Origin of the sequence: Bacillus sp. 179-C3.3 HS (genome assembly GCF_047229225.1) — a bacterium.
Lineage (GTDB): Bacteria > Bacillota > Bacilli > Bacillales > Bacillaceae > Bacillus.
Window position 1 is genome coordinate 220798 of sequence record NZ_JBFEFT010000001.1, and the last position, 15628, is coordinate 236425.

17 protein-coding genes are annotated in these 15628 nt (G+C 41.8%); 16 read left to right on the forward strand and 1 reads right to left on the reverse strand.

Features of this window, described 5'->3' with window-relative positions; all coding sequences use genetic code 11:
- The first annotated feature begins 70 nt into the window (after positions 1–70).
- The 7 genes from AB1K80_RS01125 to AB1K80_RS01155 all read left to right on the forward strand — a co-directional run bounded on the left by AB1K80_RS01125 (position 71) and on the right by AB1K80_RS01155 (position 8042).
- Entirely contained in the window at positions 71–1360 is a 1290-nt protein-coding gene (locus AB1K80_RS01125) for a UDP-N-acetylglucosamine 1-carboxyvinyltransferase (protein ID WP_412854782.1), read from the forward strand.
- Between the two features lie 31 nt (positions 1361–1391).
- On the forward strand, positions 1392–2357 hold the full coding sequence (gene glpX / locus AB1K80_RS01130) for a class II fructose-bisphosphatase (RefSeq protein ID WP_412854783.1): 966 nt from the start codon (positions 1392–1394) through the stop codon (positions 2355–2357).
- A gap of 358 nt (positions 2358–2715) precedes the next feature.
- A complete protein-coding gene (gene rho / locus AB1K80_RS01135) occupies positions 2716–3999 on the forward strand; it encodes a transcription termination factor Rho (protein WP_412854880.1) in 1284 nt (427 codons plus the stop codon).
- A 132-nt stretch (positions 4000–4131) separates the two neighbouring features.
- Positions 4132–4332, forward strand: coding sequence for a 50S ribosomal protein L31 (gene rpmE / locus AB1K80_RS01140; RefSeq protein ID WP_003215407.1), 201 nt, complete (start codon positions 4132–4134; stop codon positions 4330–4332).
- 87 nt (positions 4333–4419) lie between these two features.
- Complete coding sequence (locus AB1K80_RS01145) at positions 4420–5022, forward strand: thymidine kinase (protein ID WP_412854784.1); 603 nt, start codon at positions 4420–4422, stop codon at positions 5020–5022.
- Positions 5023–5298: 276 nt separating this feature from the next.
- Positions 5299–6999, forward strand: coding sequence for an oxaloacetate-decarboxylating malate dehydrogenase (malS, locus tag AB1K80_RS01150; protein WP_412854785.1), 1701 nt, complete (start codon positions 5299–5301; stop codon positions 6997–6999).
- An 86-nt stretch (positions 7000–7085) separates the two neighbouring features.
- Positions 7086–8042 carry an AEC family transporter gene (locus tag AB1K80_RS01155; protein ID WP_412854786.1) on the forward strand — a complete coding sequence of 319 codons (957 nt, stop codon included), beginning with the start codon at positions 7086–7088 and terminating at the stop codon, positions 8040–8042.
- Positions 8043–8085: 43 nt separating this feature from the next.
- On the opposite strand, the gene racA is transcribed toward AB1K80_RS01155, so the two are convergent.
- On the reverse strand, positions 8086–8634 hold the full coding sequence (racA, locus tag AB1K80_RS01160) for a chromosome-anchoring protein RacA (RefSeq protein WP_412854787.1): 549 nt from the start codon (positions 8632–8634) through the stop codon (positions 8086–8088).
- Positions 8635–8839: 205 nt separating this feature from the next.
- On the opposite strand from racA, the gene prfA reads away from it, so the two are divergent.
- The 9 genes from prfA to rpiB all read left to right on the forward strand — a co-directional run bounded on the left by prfA (position 8840) and on the right by rpiB (position 15625).
- Positions 8840–9907 carry a peptide chain release factor 1 gene (gene prfA, locus AB1K80_RS01165; protein WP_412854788.1) on the forward strand — a complete coding sequence of 356 codons (1068 nt, stop codon included), beginning with the start codon at positions 8840–8842 and terminating at the stop codon, positions 9905–9907.
- Positions 9897–10784, forward strand: a complete 888-nt coding sequence (prmC, locus tag AB1K80_RS01170) for a peptide chain release factor N(5)-glutamine methyltransferase (RefSeq protein WP_412854789.1) — start codon at positions 9897–9899, stop codon at positions 10782–10784. The genes prfA and prmC overlap by 11 nt, the downstream gene beginning before the upstream one ends.
- Positions 10785–10927: 143 nt before the next feature.
- A complete protein-coding gene (locus AB1K80_RS01175) occupies positions 10928–11467 on the forward strand; it encodes a hypothetical protein (RefSeq protein ID WP_412854881.1) in 540 nt (179 codons plus the stop codon).
- Between the two features lie 58 nt (positions 11468–11525).
- Positions 11526–12182 (forward strand): stage II sporulation protein R, encoded by a 657-nt coding sequence (gene spoIIR, locus AB1K80_RS01180; protein ID WP_412854790.1) that lies wholly within the window; start codon positions 11526–11528, stop codon positions 12180–12182.
- Between the two features lie 62 nt (positions 12183–12244).
- The gene (locus AB1K80_RS01185) at positions 12245–12688 is read left to right on the forward strand and encodes a GNAT family N-acetyltransferase (RefSeq protein WP_412854791.1); all 444 of its coding nucleotides are present in this window, start codon (positions 12245–12247) and stop codon (positions 12686–12688) included.
- Between the two features lie 161 nt (positions 12689–12849).
- Entirely contained in the window at positions 12850–13893 is a 1044-nt protein-coding gene (locus AB1K80_RS01190) for an L-threonylcarbamoyladenylate synthase (RefSeq protein WP_412854792.1), read from the forward strand.
- A gap of 69 nt (positions 13894–13962) precedes the next feature.
- The gene (locus AB1K80_RS01195) at positions 13963–14517 is read left to right on the forward strand and encodes a manganese efflux pump MntP family protein (protein ID WP_412854793.1); all 555 of its coding nucleotides are present in this window, start codon (positions 13963–13965) and stop codon (positions 14515–14517) included.
- A 58-nt stretch (positions 14518–14575) separates the two neighbouring features.
- Entirely contained in the window at positions 14576–15034 is a 459-nt protein-coding gene (locus tag AB1K80_RS01200) for a low molecular weight protein arginine phosphatase (RefSeq protein ID WP_412854794.1), read from the forward strand.
- A 141-nt stretch (positions 15035–15175) separates the two neighbouring features.
- Complete coding sequence (gene rpiB, locus AB1K80_RS01205) at positions 15176–15625, forward strand: ribose 5-phosphate isomerase B (RefSeq protein WP_412854795.1); 450 nt, start codon at positions 15176–15178, stop codon at positions 15623–15625.
- Positions 15626–15628 lie beyond the last annotated feature (3 nt).

The following is a 15628-nucleotide window of genomic DNA, read 5'->3' on the forward strand; positions in this document are numbered from 1 at the left end:
AGACCTTTTAAAGCGCGACCCACAAACACGATAACTCCAACAGTGATCTTCTTTAAGAAGGGAGATAAATATGGAAAAGTTAAACATTGCCGGCGGTGATCCCCTTCGTGGGACCGTACATATAAGTGGTGCAAAAAATAGTGCTGTAGCACTAATTCCTGCTACCATTCTCGCAGATTCTCCAGTTACGATTGAGGGCCTACCGCACATATCAGATATTGACACATTACGTGATTTGTTAGAGGAAATAGGCGGTAAGGTGACATTTGAAAAAGGTGAAATGGTTGTCAATCCTGCCACGATGATCAGTATGCCCCTTCCGAATGGCAAGGTGAAAAAACTTCGTGCGTCTTATTATTTAATGGGCGCGATGTTAGGTAGATTCAAACAGGCTGTCATCGGCTTGCCTGGAGGGTGTCACTTAGGACCTAGACCGATTGATCAACATATTAAAGGATTTGAAGCGCTCGGGGCTGAAGTCACAAATGAGCAGGGTGCGATTTATTTGCGCGCTGAAAAATTAGTGGGCGCCCGCATTTATCTTGATGTTGTCAGTGTAGGGGCAACGATCAATATAATGCTCGCCGCAGTGCTGGCAGAAGGAAAAACAGTCATAGAAAATGCCGCAAAAGAACCTGAAATTATTGATGTAGCGACATTACTGACAAGCATGGGGGCTAAAATCAAAGGCGCCGGAACGGATGTCATTCGGATAGAAGGTGTAGAAACCCTGCATGGCTGTAGACATTCTATTATTCCTGATCGCATTGAAGCAGGTACATTTTTAATTGCTGGTGCTGCAATGGGAGATGAAGTTGTACTTGATAATGTGATCCCAACTCATTTAGAATCAATTACGGCGAAACTAAGAGAGATGGGGTTCACCATTGAAACGAGTAATGATCAGATGTTGATTGTTGGCAGAAACGAAGGACTCAAGCCGGTCGATATTAAGACCCTTGTGTATCCAGGCTTTCCAACTGACCTTCAGCAGCCGATGACCGCCCTGTTAACAAAAGCAAAAGGGACAAGTGTTGTCACAGATACGATCTACTCTGCCCGCTTCAAGCACATTGACGAATTGCGCCGAATGGGTGCAAACATGAAGGTTGAAGGAAGGTCTGCCATTATAACAGGCCAGACTCAACTGCAAGGTGCAAAAGTAAAAGCAAGTGATTTGCGAGCAGGGGCTTGTTTAGTTGTCGCAGGATTGATGGCAGATGGTGTGACCGAGATTACGGGGCTTGAGCATATAGACAGAGGATATAGTATGCTTGAGAAAAAGCTTGAAGGCTTAGGTGCAACCATCTGGCGAGAAAAGCTGAATGACCAAGAGATAGAAGAACTTCAAAATTCATAAGGCGTTGACTGTGAGAGGAGAAATGGACGAAATGGAAAGAAGTTTATCGATGGAACTAGTACGGGTGACAGAAGCAGCTGCATTAAAGTCTGCCCGCTGGATGGGAAGAGGAAAGAAAGACGAAGCAGACGATGCTGCAACAAGTGCAATGCGTGATGTGTTTGACACCATTCCAATGAAAGGAACAGTCGTCATTGGCGAAGGAGAAATGGACGAAGCACCCATGCTTTATATTGGGGAAAAGCTTGGGAACGGCTATGGACCTCGCGTAGATGTGGCAGTTGATCCATTGGAAGGAACAAATATTGTGGCGAGCGGTGGATGGAATGCCCTAGCTGTCATCGCTGTTGCAGATCATGGCAACTTGTTAAATGCACCTGACATGTACATGGATAAGATCGCAGTAGGTCCAGAAGCAGTAGGCTGCATCGACATTGAAGCACCTGTCATTGATAATCTTCGTGCTGTTGCAAAAGCGAAAAACAAAGATATTGAAGATGTTGTAGCGACGATTTTAAACAGAGACCGTCATGAAAAGATCATTGCTGAGCTGAGAGAAGCTGGAGCAAGAATCAAGCTGATCGATGATGGTGACGTTGCAGGCGCTATTAATACAGCTTTTGATCACACAGGTGTTGATATTCTATTTGGTTCAGGCGGAGCGCCTGAAGGTGTCCTTTCTGCTGTTGCACTAAAAGCACTTGGTGGTGAAATCCACGGAAAGCTTCTTCCTCAAAGTGAAGAAGAGCTAAGACGTTGTGTGAAAATGGGACTCGATGTTGGAAAAGTCTTAAGAATGGAAGACCTCGTCAAAGGCGATGACGCCATTTTTGCAGCAACAGGTGTAACAGACGGTGAATTATTAAAAGGTGTACAATTCAAAGGCTCTGTTGGGACAACGCACAGTGTGGTCATGCGTGCGAAATCGGGTACTGTTCGATTCGTCGATGGCAGACACAGCTTAAAGAAAAAACCGAACCTTGTCATTCGTCCGTAAACGAAAGCGGGTATTCATTACCCGCTTTTCATCTAGTTGTCAAATGTATATCATTTTCTGATTAAAGTTGAATATTCTCTTCAAATGAGGTAAAACTAAAGAGTGCTGCGTAATTTCCTGCGAATTTACTTCTTTTAAGCTTCAACGTGTTTAAATACTGCCGCAACATGACGATATACTCATTATCCTTCTCTAAGTTGAAAAGCTCTATTCACATTGTTCCTATTTTCATGATATAACGAGTGGGAGCGTTACCAAAAGAGCAAGGTCAACCCAATGAAAAACGGAATAAACAAATCAAATACAAGGTCAAGCATTCATAAAGAAATACATTGACTGGAAAAGTGTGGTGTCCATATTGAAAGATGTTTCGATTTCATCTTTGGAAAATATGAAATTAAAAGAGCTGTATGAGTTAGCAAAGCGCTATAAAATCTCTTATTACAGCAAACTAACAAAAAAAGAATTGATTTTCGCTATTTTAAAGGCGAATGCCGAGCAAGAGGATCTCTTATTTATGGAAGGGGTTCTTGAAATCATTCAGTCAGAGGGCTTTGGCTTCTTACGACCGATTAACTACTCCCCTAGTTCTGAAGATATCTATATTTCTGCTTCCCAAATCAGACGTTTTGATTTAAGAAACGGAGATAAGGTGTCTGGAAAGGTAAGACCTCCAAAAGAGAACGAACGCTACTATGGCCTCCTTCATGTTGAAGCGGTGAATGGGGATGACCCAGAATCAGCGAAGGAACGTGTTCATTTTCCTGCACTCACACCGCTATTCCCAGATCGTCAAATGATTCTCGAAACACAGCCTAATCATCTGTCTACTAGAATTATGGATATGATGGCACCAGTTGGTTTTGGACAGCGTGGACTCATCGTCGCTCCTCCAAAAGCGGGGAAAACCATTTTGCTCAAAGAGATCGCCAACAGTATTTCTGAAAATCACCCAGAGGCAGAACTAATTGTTCTTCTCATTGACGAACGCCCAGAGGAAGTAACAGATATCGAACGTTCTGTTGCAGGGGATGTTGTTAGCTCAACCTTTGACGAAGTACCGGAAAACCACATTAAAGTAGCAGAGCTCGTATTAGAGCGTGCGATGCGTCTTGTTGAACATAAGAAAGACGTCATCATTTTAATGGACAGCATTACAAGGCTTGCTCGTGCTTACAACCTGGTGATTCCACCGAGTGGTAGAACGCTTTCTGGGGGGATTGATCCAGCAGCTTTCCACCGTCCAAAACGTTTCTTCGGTGCGGCGCGTAATATCGAAGAAGGGGGAAGCCTGACGATTTTAGCGACAGCACTCGTGGATACAGGATCACGTATGGATGATGTCATTTATGAAGAATTTAAAGGGACTGGAAATATGGAACTCCATCTGGACCGTACCCTTGCTGAAAGACGAATTTTCCCAGCGATTGATATTCGTCGTTCTGGAACAAGAAAAGAAGAATTACTTGTGCCGAAAGAACACCTTGATCGTCTATGGGCGATGAGAAAATCAATGTCAGATACACCTGATTTCGCTGAAAAATTCACACGTAAAATGAGAAAAACAAAGACAAACCAAGAATTTTTCGACATCTTAACGCAAGAGTGGAAGCAAGCAAATATGTCTGCGTCAAGAAGGTAACTTTTCCGTAAAAATACATTTGCAATCATAGACTCACGCTGTTATAATTTTATCATGTGCGTTTCAGAATTTATTTCTGAGATATTAACTCTGTTTCCGAATTGGATTCAGGGCGGAAGGAGATGACAGTAGATGAAAACAGGAATTCATCCTAACTACAAAAAAGCTACAGTCAAATGCGCTTGTGGAAATGAGTTTGAAACTGGATCAGTAAAAGAAGAGGTACGTATCGAGATTTGCTCTGAGTGCCATCCTTTCTATACAGGCCGTCAAAAATTCGCTTCTGCTGATGGACGTGTTGACCGCTTTAACAAAAAATACGGTCTTAAGTAATAATAGATACAATAAACAGGCAGGAATCCGTTCTTGCCTGTTTTTTTACGTGGATTGGTGGAACTTTAAAATGGGGGAGAAAACCTTATGTATGTGATGAAACAAAGCGGTTGGCTTGAAGTCATCTGCGGTAGTATGTTTTCTGGAAAGTCGGAGGAATTGATCCGGAGAGTCAAAAGAGCCACTTTTGCCAAACAAGAAGTGAAAATATTCAAACCAGCGATTGATAACCGATATAGTGCTAGTTCTGTTGTATCGCATAACGGTTCATCAGTAGATGGAATTGCAGTAGCCTCACCAAAAGACATAATAACGCACATATCAGAAAAAACAGATGTCATTGGCATAGATGAGGTGCAATTTTTTGATGAGACCATCATTGATATTGTCACGCAATTGGCTGATAAAGGCTACCGGGTCATTGTTGCAGGCCTTGATCAAGACTTCAGAGGTGAGCCATTTGGTGTTGTTCCGCATTTAATGGCGTGTGCAGAGCTTGTAACAAAACTTCAAGCTGTTTGTTCGGTATGCGGCTCCCCAGCGAGTAGAACACAACGCTTGATCGACGGTCAACCCGCATCCTACGATGATCCGATTATTCTAGTAGGTGCACAAGAATCATACGAAGCACGATGCCGACATCACCACGAAGTACCGAAGCTTGACGTTGGTACAACACTTGACAATTAAAAAAAGCAAATGCCGCTCTGTTTTGTTCGTTGAGTTTTTGGCTGAAAACCCATCATTTTTGCTTAAAAAAATTAAAAAACATGATGAAAAAATTATCTAATTGTCTATACTTGCGTTTTGATAGAAGCAGGCATAAAATGACTAACTGTAGTGTAAAGCATTTAAACGAAAAGTTCGATTTCTTGTCATAATTTTTTTGATGAAGGATTTTTCCCTTAGTCGCTATTTTAGTTAATATTTAACTTTATTTATACTTTAGAAAGAGGGTAGTTCTTGATGAACAACGTGAAGAAAACAAAAGAAGGTTACCTGGAAACCACTTTGACAGGTAAAGATGTATTATCTATTCCAACGTTGAACAAAGGTGTTGCTTTTTCAGAAGAAGAAAGACAAGAGCTTGGCTTAGAAGGATTGTTGCCTCCAACTGTTCTGACTTTAGAACAACAAGCAGAGAGAGCGTACAAGCAGTTCCTCGCACAGCCAGATCGACTTCGTCAAAATGTATACTTGAGCGATTTGCAAAACCGTAACGAAGTATTGTTCTATAAGTTATTAACGGACAAGCTACGTGAAATGCTTCCTGTTGTTTACACACCAACAGTGGGTGAAGCCATTCAGGAATACAGCCATGAATACAGAAGACCTCATGGTGTCTACCTTTCAATCGACAACATTGATGGCATTGAAAAAGCTTTTGAAAACTTACATGCAACAGCTGGTGATATTGATTTAATTGTTGCAACTGACTCTGAGAGCATTCTTGGTATTGGTGACTGGGGAGTTGGCGGAATTAACATCGCCATCGGTAAATTAGCTGTGTACACGGCTGCAGCAGGTATTGATCCAAGCCGCGTGATTCCAGTCGTATTAGATGTTGGAACAAACAACGAAAAACTATTAAATGACCCATTATACATTGGAAATCACCATAAACGAGTACAAGGTGAAAAGTATGATGAGTTCATTGATGCATATGTAAAAGCAGCATTGAAGTTCTTCCCGAAAGCACTCCTACACTGGGAAGACCTTGGAAATAAAAATGCACGTAACATTATGAAGAAATACAACGATCAAATTCTGACGTTTAATGATGATATTCAAGGTACTGGTGCCATTACTTTAGCGGGAGTTCTTGCAGCTGTCAAGAAAACAGGTACGCAATTGAAAGATCATCGAGTCGTGATCTTTGGTGCTGGATCAGCTGGTATCGGTATTGCAGATCAAATGCGCGACAAAATGGTTCTTGAAGGTCTATCTGAAGAAGAAGCAAATCGTGCATTCTGGACATTAGATTACAGAGGCTTGTTAACAGATCAATTTGAGGACGAAGTGTTTGATTTCCAAAAGCCATATCTTCGTACATCGGATGAAGTGAAAGACTGGGCTCGTGATGAAAAAGGACAAATCTCCTTTGCTGAAACAGTTCGTCAAGTGAAGCCAACGATCTTAATTGGTACATCAGGTCAAGGTGGAGCATTTACGGAAGAGATCATTAAAGAAATGGCAGCTCATACAGAGCGACCTGTCATTATGCCAATGTCTAATCCTACACCACTTGCTGAGGCAGTACCAGAGAACCTATTCAAATGGACAGACGGACGTGCGCTTGTCGCAACAGGAAGTCCGTTCGAAAACGTTGAGTATAACGGAATCGAACACGAAATTGGGCAGTCAAACAATGCGTTTGTTTTCCCAGGTCTAGGTCTTGGTTCGATCGTGACAGCATCAGAAATCATCACAAAAGGAATGTTCGTCGCTTCTGCTAATGCAATTGCAGAAATGGTTGATCATGAAAAGCCAGGTGCTGGTCTATTGCCAAGTATTGATAAATTACAAGAAGTATCAATACACGTTGCAATTGAAGTAGCGAAAGCAGCAATTGAAGATGGCGTGGCAAGACATATTCCTGAGAATATCGAACAAGCCATCAAAGATGCAATGTGGACGCCGGAATATAAAAAGATTGTAAGAGCTTAATGGTGTGACTACAGCACTGTTTAGGGTAACTTAAACAGTGCTGTTTATCATAGATATTTGCTAAGGATTTAAGGAGGCAGAGTAAAATGGACTTTTTAAATATTTTGATCCTCCTAGCACCGATTTTTTTCGTTATCGCGCTGGGTTGGTTCGCAGGGAACTTCGGCAGCTATGACGCTAAGTCTGCAAAAGGTGTCAGCACACTTGTCACAAAGTATGCTTTGCCAGCGCACTTTATTGCAAGCATTCTGTCAACGTCAAAAGATGAATTTTATAGTCAAATTCCATTTTTCATCGCATTGGTATTAGGAATTGTCGGGTTTTACATCCTGATTCTTCTCGTCACGAAATTTGCTTTTCGTTATGATTTAACCGATTCATCGGTATTTTCGCTAAATTCGGCTCAACCGACCTTTGCATTTATGGGGATTCCCGTCCTAGGAAGTTTATTTGGGGCTCAAGAGGTTGCAATTCCGATTGCAATTACCGGAATAGTTGTAAATGCATTGCTTGATCCAATTGCTATTATTGTGTCAACTGTCGGTGAAAAAACAAAAGGAAAAGCTAAAGATGGCGAAAGCTTCTTAAAAATGACAACGAAAGCGATTTTCCATGGATTATCAGAGCCGCTTGCACTCGCACCGATAGTCAGTATTATCCTTGTCCTTTTAGGATTTCAGCTACCTGAAATTGGACATGACATGTTAGAGGAAATTGGGAGTGTGACGTCAGGGGTTGCGCTATTTGCGGTCGGCGTGACCGTTGGTATTCGCAAAATTAAATTGAGTTTACCGGCATTTAGTATCGCCTTTCTAAAAGTAGCTGTACAACCACTTATCATGTATTTTATTGCGGTTATGATCGGCCTTTCGTCTGATGAAATAACAAAAGCTGTATTGCTTGTTGCTTTCCCAGGGTCTGCCGTGGCAGCGATGATCGCCACACGATTTGAAAAACAAGAAGCGGAAACCGCATCCGCATTTGTGATCAGTGCCATCATGTCATTGATTTCACTACCAATTATTATTGCACTCACCGTATAGAATGGTGGAAATGGAGAAAGGCTGCTGATTGAAGCAGCCTTTTCTAACGAAATGAATGAAAGAGCGGGAAGAGTGCACGTTTCTTTTTGATTTCAGTATGTGTCACATCTTTTTCTTCTTTTACTGTGGGCGATTGATCGACTTTTTTGGTGAGGCGTTCAAGTGTGGCAGTTAATTCTTCAATCTCTCTTCTGTGTTGGAGCAACTGATAAGAGACACCTTCATCTGCTTTTTTTGATAATGTTTGCTCAAGCTCACATAAACGTTTTTCAAAAGCAGTGACGTCTGATTGTTGTTGGATCAATTGTTTCAGTTGGTGTTCTAATACGTCCAATCTTTGGGCGGAAGCATCCGTCTCTATCGTAGCAGATAACTGATGTACCGTTTCTTCATGAAAAGGTAATTGAACTTCTTGCAGAAGTACCCCCTCGTTCATTTGTTGTTTTACTTGTTTAAGTAGCTGCACAATGTCCTCATGAAATTCGTAATGACCAAGTTCGTTCCGGGCGACAGGGATGTTGAGTTGTTTGACCCAACGCTGAATCGTTTTTGAAGAGACACCAATTTCCTTTGCAACCTCATTTGTATTCAAACCAAATGCCCTCCCTTTTTTCAATTACAAGTATCATTCTCTTGATTAGTGGATTGTTCCTTCACGTTAGACAAAACAAGTAATCAATCGCCAAAGATCGTGTTTTCTAGCGAAATGACAGAGAAAATTGTTTTAGAATTTTTTTGACTGTCATACCTCGCTATACTATAATTAGACTGTTACGCACAAAACAGAGGTGAAGACCATGTTAGACCGTTTAAAATCAATCGAAGAACGCTATGAAAAGCTAAATGAATATTTAAGTGATCCAGAAGTGGTGAACGACCCTAAGAAGCTTCGCGAATATTCAAAAGAACAATCGGATATTCAAGAAACTGTTGAGGTATATAGACAATATCGTGCGGCGTCCGACCAACTAAGTGACGCAAAAGCGATGCTAGAAGAGAAACTGGATGCCGATATGCGCGATATGGTAAAGGAAGAAATCTCAGAGCTCACAGATGAAACGCAACGTTTAGAAGCTGAGCTGAAAATCTTGCTCATCCCGAAAGATCCGAATGATGATAAAAACGTTATTGTGGAGGTTCGTGGTGCAGCGGGTGGAGAAGAGGCTGCTCTTTTTGCTGGAAACCTTTACCGCATGTACAGCCGTTTTGCTGAAATGCAAGGCTGGAAAACGGAAGTTATGGAAGCGAATGTCACTGGAACGGGTGGTTATAAAGAGATTATCTTTATGATCAGCGGGAAAGGCGCTTATTCCAAGCTGAAGTTTGAAAATGGCGCGCACCGTGTACAACGTGTTCCTGAAACGGAATCAGGTGGACGAATTCATACATCGACTGCCACAGTTGCTGTTTTGCCTGAAGCGGAAGAAGTTGAAGTTGATATTCATGAAAAGGATATTCGAGTCGATACATTCGCATCAAGCGGACCAGGTGGACAAAGTGTTAACACGACAATGTCTGCTGTTCGATTAACGCATCTACCAACAGGCGTCGTGGTTTCCTGTCAAGATGAGAAATCACAAATCAAAAACAAAGAAAAAGCAATGAAAGTATTACGTGCGAGAATTTATGATAAATTCCAGCGTGAAGCACAAGCTGAATATGATCAAACACGTAAATCGGCTGTTGGAACAGGGGATCGTTCAGAGCGTATCCGTACGTACAATTTCCCGCAAAACCGTGTAACAGATCACCGCATTGGGCTAACCATTCAGAAGCTTGATCAAATTTTAGAAGGAAAACTTGACGAGGTCATTGATGCATTAATTATGGAAGACCAAGCAAGAAAGCTTCAAAATGAAAAATAATCAACGAACGATGTTTGAAGCCCTTAAATGGGCTTCTTCTTTGTTAATGGACGTTGGGAGAGACCAAAATGCAGCAGAGCTCCTCTTAATGCATGTTCTTGGCTTGAGCAGAAGTGAGCTACTTGCGCGTTTTCATGATCCGCTGCTTGAGAAAAAGGATCAACTGTTCAGTGAACTTGTCGAACAGCACCGGCTCGGTGTGCCTGTTCAACATTTAACTGGCGTTGAATTTTTTTATGGACGGCCCTTTGAAGTAAACGAACATGTCTTGATTCCTCGTCCGGAAACAGAAGAAGTCGTATTGGCGGCTTTACATATGTTACATGACATCTTTCCACACGACCAGCAGTTAACGGCGGTAGATGTTGGCACGGGTAGTGGCGCGATTGCCATCACGTTAGCCCTTGAAAAAGAAACTCTATCCGTGACTGCCACAGATATCTCACTTGATGCACTTGAGGTAGCGAAGCGCAATCAGCAAGCACTCGGTGCGAACCACGTGCAATTTTTACACGGAGATTTACTTGAACCTGTCATTGCACAAGGATTGAAAGTGGATTTGTTTATTTCCAATCCACCGTATATTTCGCTCGAAGAAATGGACAGTCTATCGGAAGTTGTCACAAAGCATGAACCAGTCAATGCGCTGACTGATGGACGAGATGGACTATGGTTTTATCAGCGTCTCGTTCGTGATCTGCATCAAGTATTAAACGATCAAGCTGTTGTCGTTTTTGAAATTGGACACACACAAGCACAACAAGTAAAAGCACTTCTCACCCAGTCGTTCCCTTCATCTGATGTATGCATTGTCAAGGACATCAATGGGAAAGACAGAGCTGTTTGTGCACATATTCGAAATGGAAAGTCCGGCTGAACAAAGTCGGACTTTTTAATTATGTAAAAGATGAAACTTATGGTAAAAGAGAAACGTATATTTAGAAGAATGAACATTCTGATCAAAATGTTTTGACATAAGTTTGTTTCAAAGGAGCGAATGGTGTGAACAGAAAGTATGCGATGGTGTTGGTCATCGTCGGTGTACTATTGATTGTGAGTGCTTGCAGTAAAACGAGCTTTAAAAAAGAGGCAGCAGCATTTGGGGAAAGCTTTAAGAAAGCACAATACACAGTGAATCGAACGGATGACCTATCTGACATGAAGGAAAAGATGAAGCATTATTTAACAGAGCATGAATATCAAGAATACACACAAGACAGCATGTTTCCAAGTATCTTGGAAGCCGCCAAAGATCAAGATTGCCAAATCCGTCTGAAAAAAGTGACGTTTACGCCTTCAGATGAAAGCGATGACAGAATTGAATTTGACTATGACATGAAGATTCAATTCATTAATCAAAAAGGAGACGTCAAAAAAGAAATCGAGAAAAAAGGGCAAATGACGGTCATCAAAACAGAATCAGGATTAAAAATAAGTCGAGATTGGGATGGGAGACTCTACCCCTCTGACTACCAATCTTCACTTCAAAGTCGTTCTGTTATAGAACGACTTTTTTCTTTTGTCTCACATTCTATTAAAAATGGTCATTCGGCTGTTTAAGAGATGTGAATCTTGGACAAGATGGTTGTAGTGAAGAGTCAAATTAGGGGGTCACGTCATGTTAAAAAGTAAAATGATGATTTGTCTTTATATGTTTCTATTATTATGCGGTGCTTTTGCCAATCTTGGCCGAGAGGAGACAGCTACTGCTTCAGCGAACCAATCAGTCGTCATACCAGATGAAGCCATTCGGTTACGCATTTTAGCCAACAGTGATCGTTCGGCTGATCAGGATGTAAAACGAAGTATTAGAGATGAAGTGAATGCCAATATCACGGAGTGGGTCAAAGACCTGACATCCATTGAAGAAGCGAGACGTGTGATTCGTTCAAAGCTGCCAGAAATCAATCGAATCGCTAAAGCGAAATTACAAGAACAAGACATCGATCAATCTGTGTCGGTCCGTTTTGAAAAAGCTTCTTTTCCAACAAAGCTTTATGGAAATGTTGTTTATCCTGCTGGTACATATGAAGCCATTCTCATTACGTTAGGAGAAGGGAAGGGAGCGAATTGGTGGTGTGTGTTATTCCCGCCTCTCTGCTTTATCGACTTTTCTAACGGAGAAGCGATCGCATCGCCAGTAGATGATGAGGCTGATCAAATGGCAGCACAGCAAACAAATGAGTCTGTTGATGAAGCAGTGATAGAAGAGGAAGAAGAGACAGGTGAAGTAAAATTCTTTTTGTTTGAATGGGTTTCTAGTCTTTTCTCTTAAATTGGTCTAAATCTGCTTTTGCCTCATAGAGTTGAAGTAAGAGAACAAAAAGAGGTGAAAGCATGTATTATCAATTAAGAATTGCCACAGAAGAAGATACTGCAATGATCAATGCATTTCTGGAAAAAGGACAAGCAAAAGGTGGAGTAACAATTTCATCGCGTACAACATTTGTGGTGATGGAGGATACCGAGGGGCAGCTTGCAGGTTGCTTAGGTCTTGAACAGCTTAATGAACAAGAGGGGCTGTTACGGTCGCTTGTCATATCAGATCAACTCGGTCAGGGGCATATTGTGTCTTTGTTTCAAAGTGTCCAAACGTTAGGAGAAAAAATAGGTGTGGATACCTTTTATGTCGTCGTGAATCTTGCATCTTCTCATGACTTTTTATCATTAATGGGGTTCTCTCCAATTAAGGAAATACCGGAAAGTCTGTTGTTATCAACACATGCAAAAGAGTCGCTAGACAAAGAACAAGCGATTCTACTTCAAAAAAAGACCAGTTAGTCACAAAATGGCGGACTTATTCACATACTTATCCACTGTTAAACAAGCGTTATCCACAAATTGTGGACAACGCTTGTTTTATTTAGCTTCATCTTTTATACTTTCAAAAGGATAATTGAGATATATCAACAGTTTTATCTTTTTTAAAAGGAGTTTGTCTGATGTTAAATACAAAAAGGTGGTCTGTGGATTTAAAAAAGGATTTATCCACATACTATCCACAAATTGAACAAGCAGCCCTCTTATTGCAGAAAAACGAAGTGGTCGCTTTTCCAACAGAAACTGTTTATGGATTAGGGGCAAATGCGAAAGAGACAGATGCGGTGTTGAAAATTTATGAAGCGAAGGGGCGGCCAAGTGATAATCCGTTGATTGTTCACATTGCGGAGATTCAACAGCTTCATGAATTTGCACGAATAGAAAATGAAAAAGCCAAGGCGCTGATGGATGCTTTTTGGCCAGGCGCCTTAACTCTTGTCCTACCATGTAAGCCAGATGCTTTATCAAAGCAGGTCACAGCTGGGTTATCCACAGTAGGTGTAAGAATGCCTGATCACCCCGTTGCGCTAGAACTCATCCGAGCGGCTGGCCTGCCAATTGCCGCACCAAGTGCCAATTGTTCAGGTAAACCGTCTCCTACACAAGCAAATCATGTAGCCAGTGACCTCGATGGCAGAATTGCTGGCATTGTCGATGGAGGTTCAACTGGAATCGGTGTTGAATCAACGGTTGTATCCTGTGTGGATGAGATTCCTGTCATCCTAAGACCAGGCGGAATTACAAAAGAAGCGTTAGAGAACGTTGTAGGGACCGTGAATGTAGATCCAGGGTTAACGAAAAAGGATGAAGTGCCTGTATCTCCTGGTATGAAATATACCCATTATGCACCTGAAGCACATATGTATCTCTTTTATGGAAAAGATGAAGACATGCAGCGCTATATTCATCGGTATCAGGCTGAAGGGAAAAAAGTAGGTGTACTGACAACAGAAGAAAAGAAACAGGTGTTTTCGGCAGATGTTGTCTACAGCTGTGGTTGGAGAGAAAAACCCGAAACTGTAGCGGCAAACCTATATCATGTACTGAGACAATTTGATGAAACAGATGTAGACCTGATTATTTCTGAAGTCTTTTCAGAAGAAGGGGTTGGTTCAGCCATTATGAACCGGCTACAAAAAGCGGCGGGAGGGCGTACGCTCTCATAGTTCAATCAGTTCTAACCTTTCTTGGACAAACATAAATTAAAGAAGAATGCGTGTCCAAGGGGGATTGACATGAACGAACTCGTTGGCGAATGGCTGACACTCAGTATAATGGCATTTGCACTTGGGATGGATGCCTTTTCAGTTGGACTTGGCATGGGGATGATTCCGCTACGGGTCCGTCAGATCTTGTATATTGGTCTTGTGATTGGGATATTTCATATGATCATGCCGCTATTTGGCATGTTGACTGGTCAACTATTATCTGGCTGGCTAGGCCTCCTTGCAACCTATATCGGAGGATCACTTCTTGTGGTACTAGGTTTACAAATGATCATTGCCTCTATTCGTAAGCAAGAAGAGCCGTTTATCGCTCCTGTTGGGGCTGGTCTCGTTCTATTTGCTACAAGCGTGAGCCTAGACAGTTTTTCAGTCGGCCTAAGTCTTGGAATATATGGATCTCATGTGTGGATGACCATTTTATTATTTGGATTTTTTAGTATGGGTCTCACTTGGATCGGATTATTACTAGGTAAACAGATCCGTTCATGGAGCGGTACATATAGCGGGGCGCTTGGTGGCATCATTTTACTAGCCTTTGGCATCAAATTACTATTCCCGCTGTAGCCAAATCACTTACATCACATATGAAATCTTATATAATAGAAGAAAAGGAGGGCGAAAGATGAATATCTTATTTGTTTGTACTGGAAATACGTGTAGAAGTCCAATGGCTCAAGCCCTTTTTACTTCGATTGCAGATGAAAAAAAGTGGCAGATCACAGTGAAATCAGCTGGTATTTTTGCAACAGATGCGGGAGGTGCTTCTCCTCAAGCGATAGAAGCATTATTTGAGAAAAGCATTCCACTCAATCATTCATCAGCAAAACTAACGGAGAATCTTTTGCGTGAAGCGGATTATGTTTTCACCATGACGAGCCAGCATAAAGAGTTGATTCTGGCACAATATGCGTTTGCGGCTGAGAAGGTGTACACATTAAAAGAATTCGCGACAGGAAAAGCAGGTGATGTGTCGGATCCATTTGGAGGCAGTCTCTCCATTTATCAGGACACACGTGATGAACTAGAAACGCTGCTCTATCAGCTGGCTGAAAAGCTCGAAAGTGAGATGACATCTTCATAAATGGACGACCTCTGAAACCGTTTTGTAAACGGTTTTTCTGCTTTTCTTTGCAAATGACTTTGGAGAGGTTAAAATATAATTGTAAATACAGAAGTAATGAAAGACATGACAGATCAACTCACCCTTAGGAGGAATTGCCCGATGAAAGTAGCCATTGCATCCGATCACGGCGGAACAAATATTCGTGAAGAAATCAAACAACTGATGGATGAATTGAAGATTGAATATATTGATATGGGCTGTGAATGTGATTCAGGTTCTGTAGACTACCCAGATTATGCTTTTCCTGTTGCCAACATGGTAGCAAACGGAGAGGTTGATCGAGGCATTTTAATTTGCGGGACAGGGATCGGCATGAGTATTTCAGCGAATAAAGTAAAGGGCATTCGTTGTGCACTAGCGCACGATACATTTAGTGCGAAGGCGACTAGAGAACATAATGATACAAATGTGCTTGCGATGGGAGAGCGTGTCATTGGCCCTGGATTGGCGAGGGAGATTGCACATATTTGGTTAACGACCGAATTTACGGCGGGACGCCATGCTGTGCGTATTGGTAAAATTGCTGACTTTGAAGAGAAGCACCAATAAGGA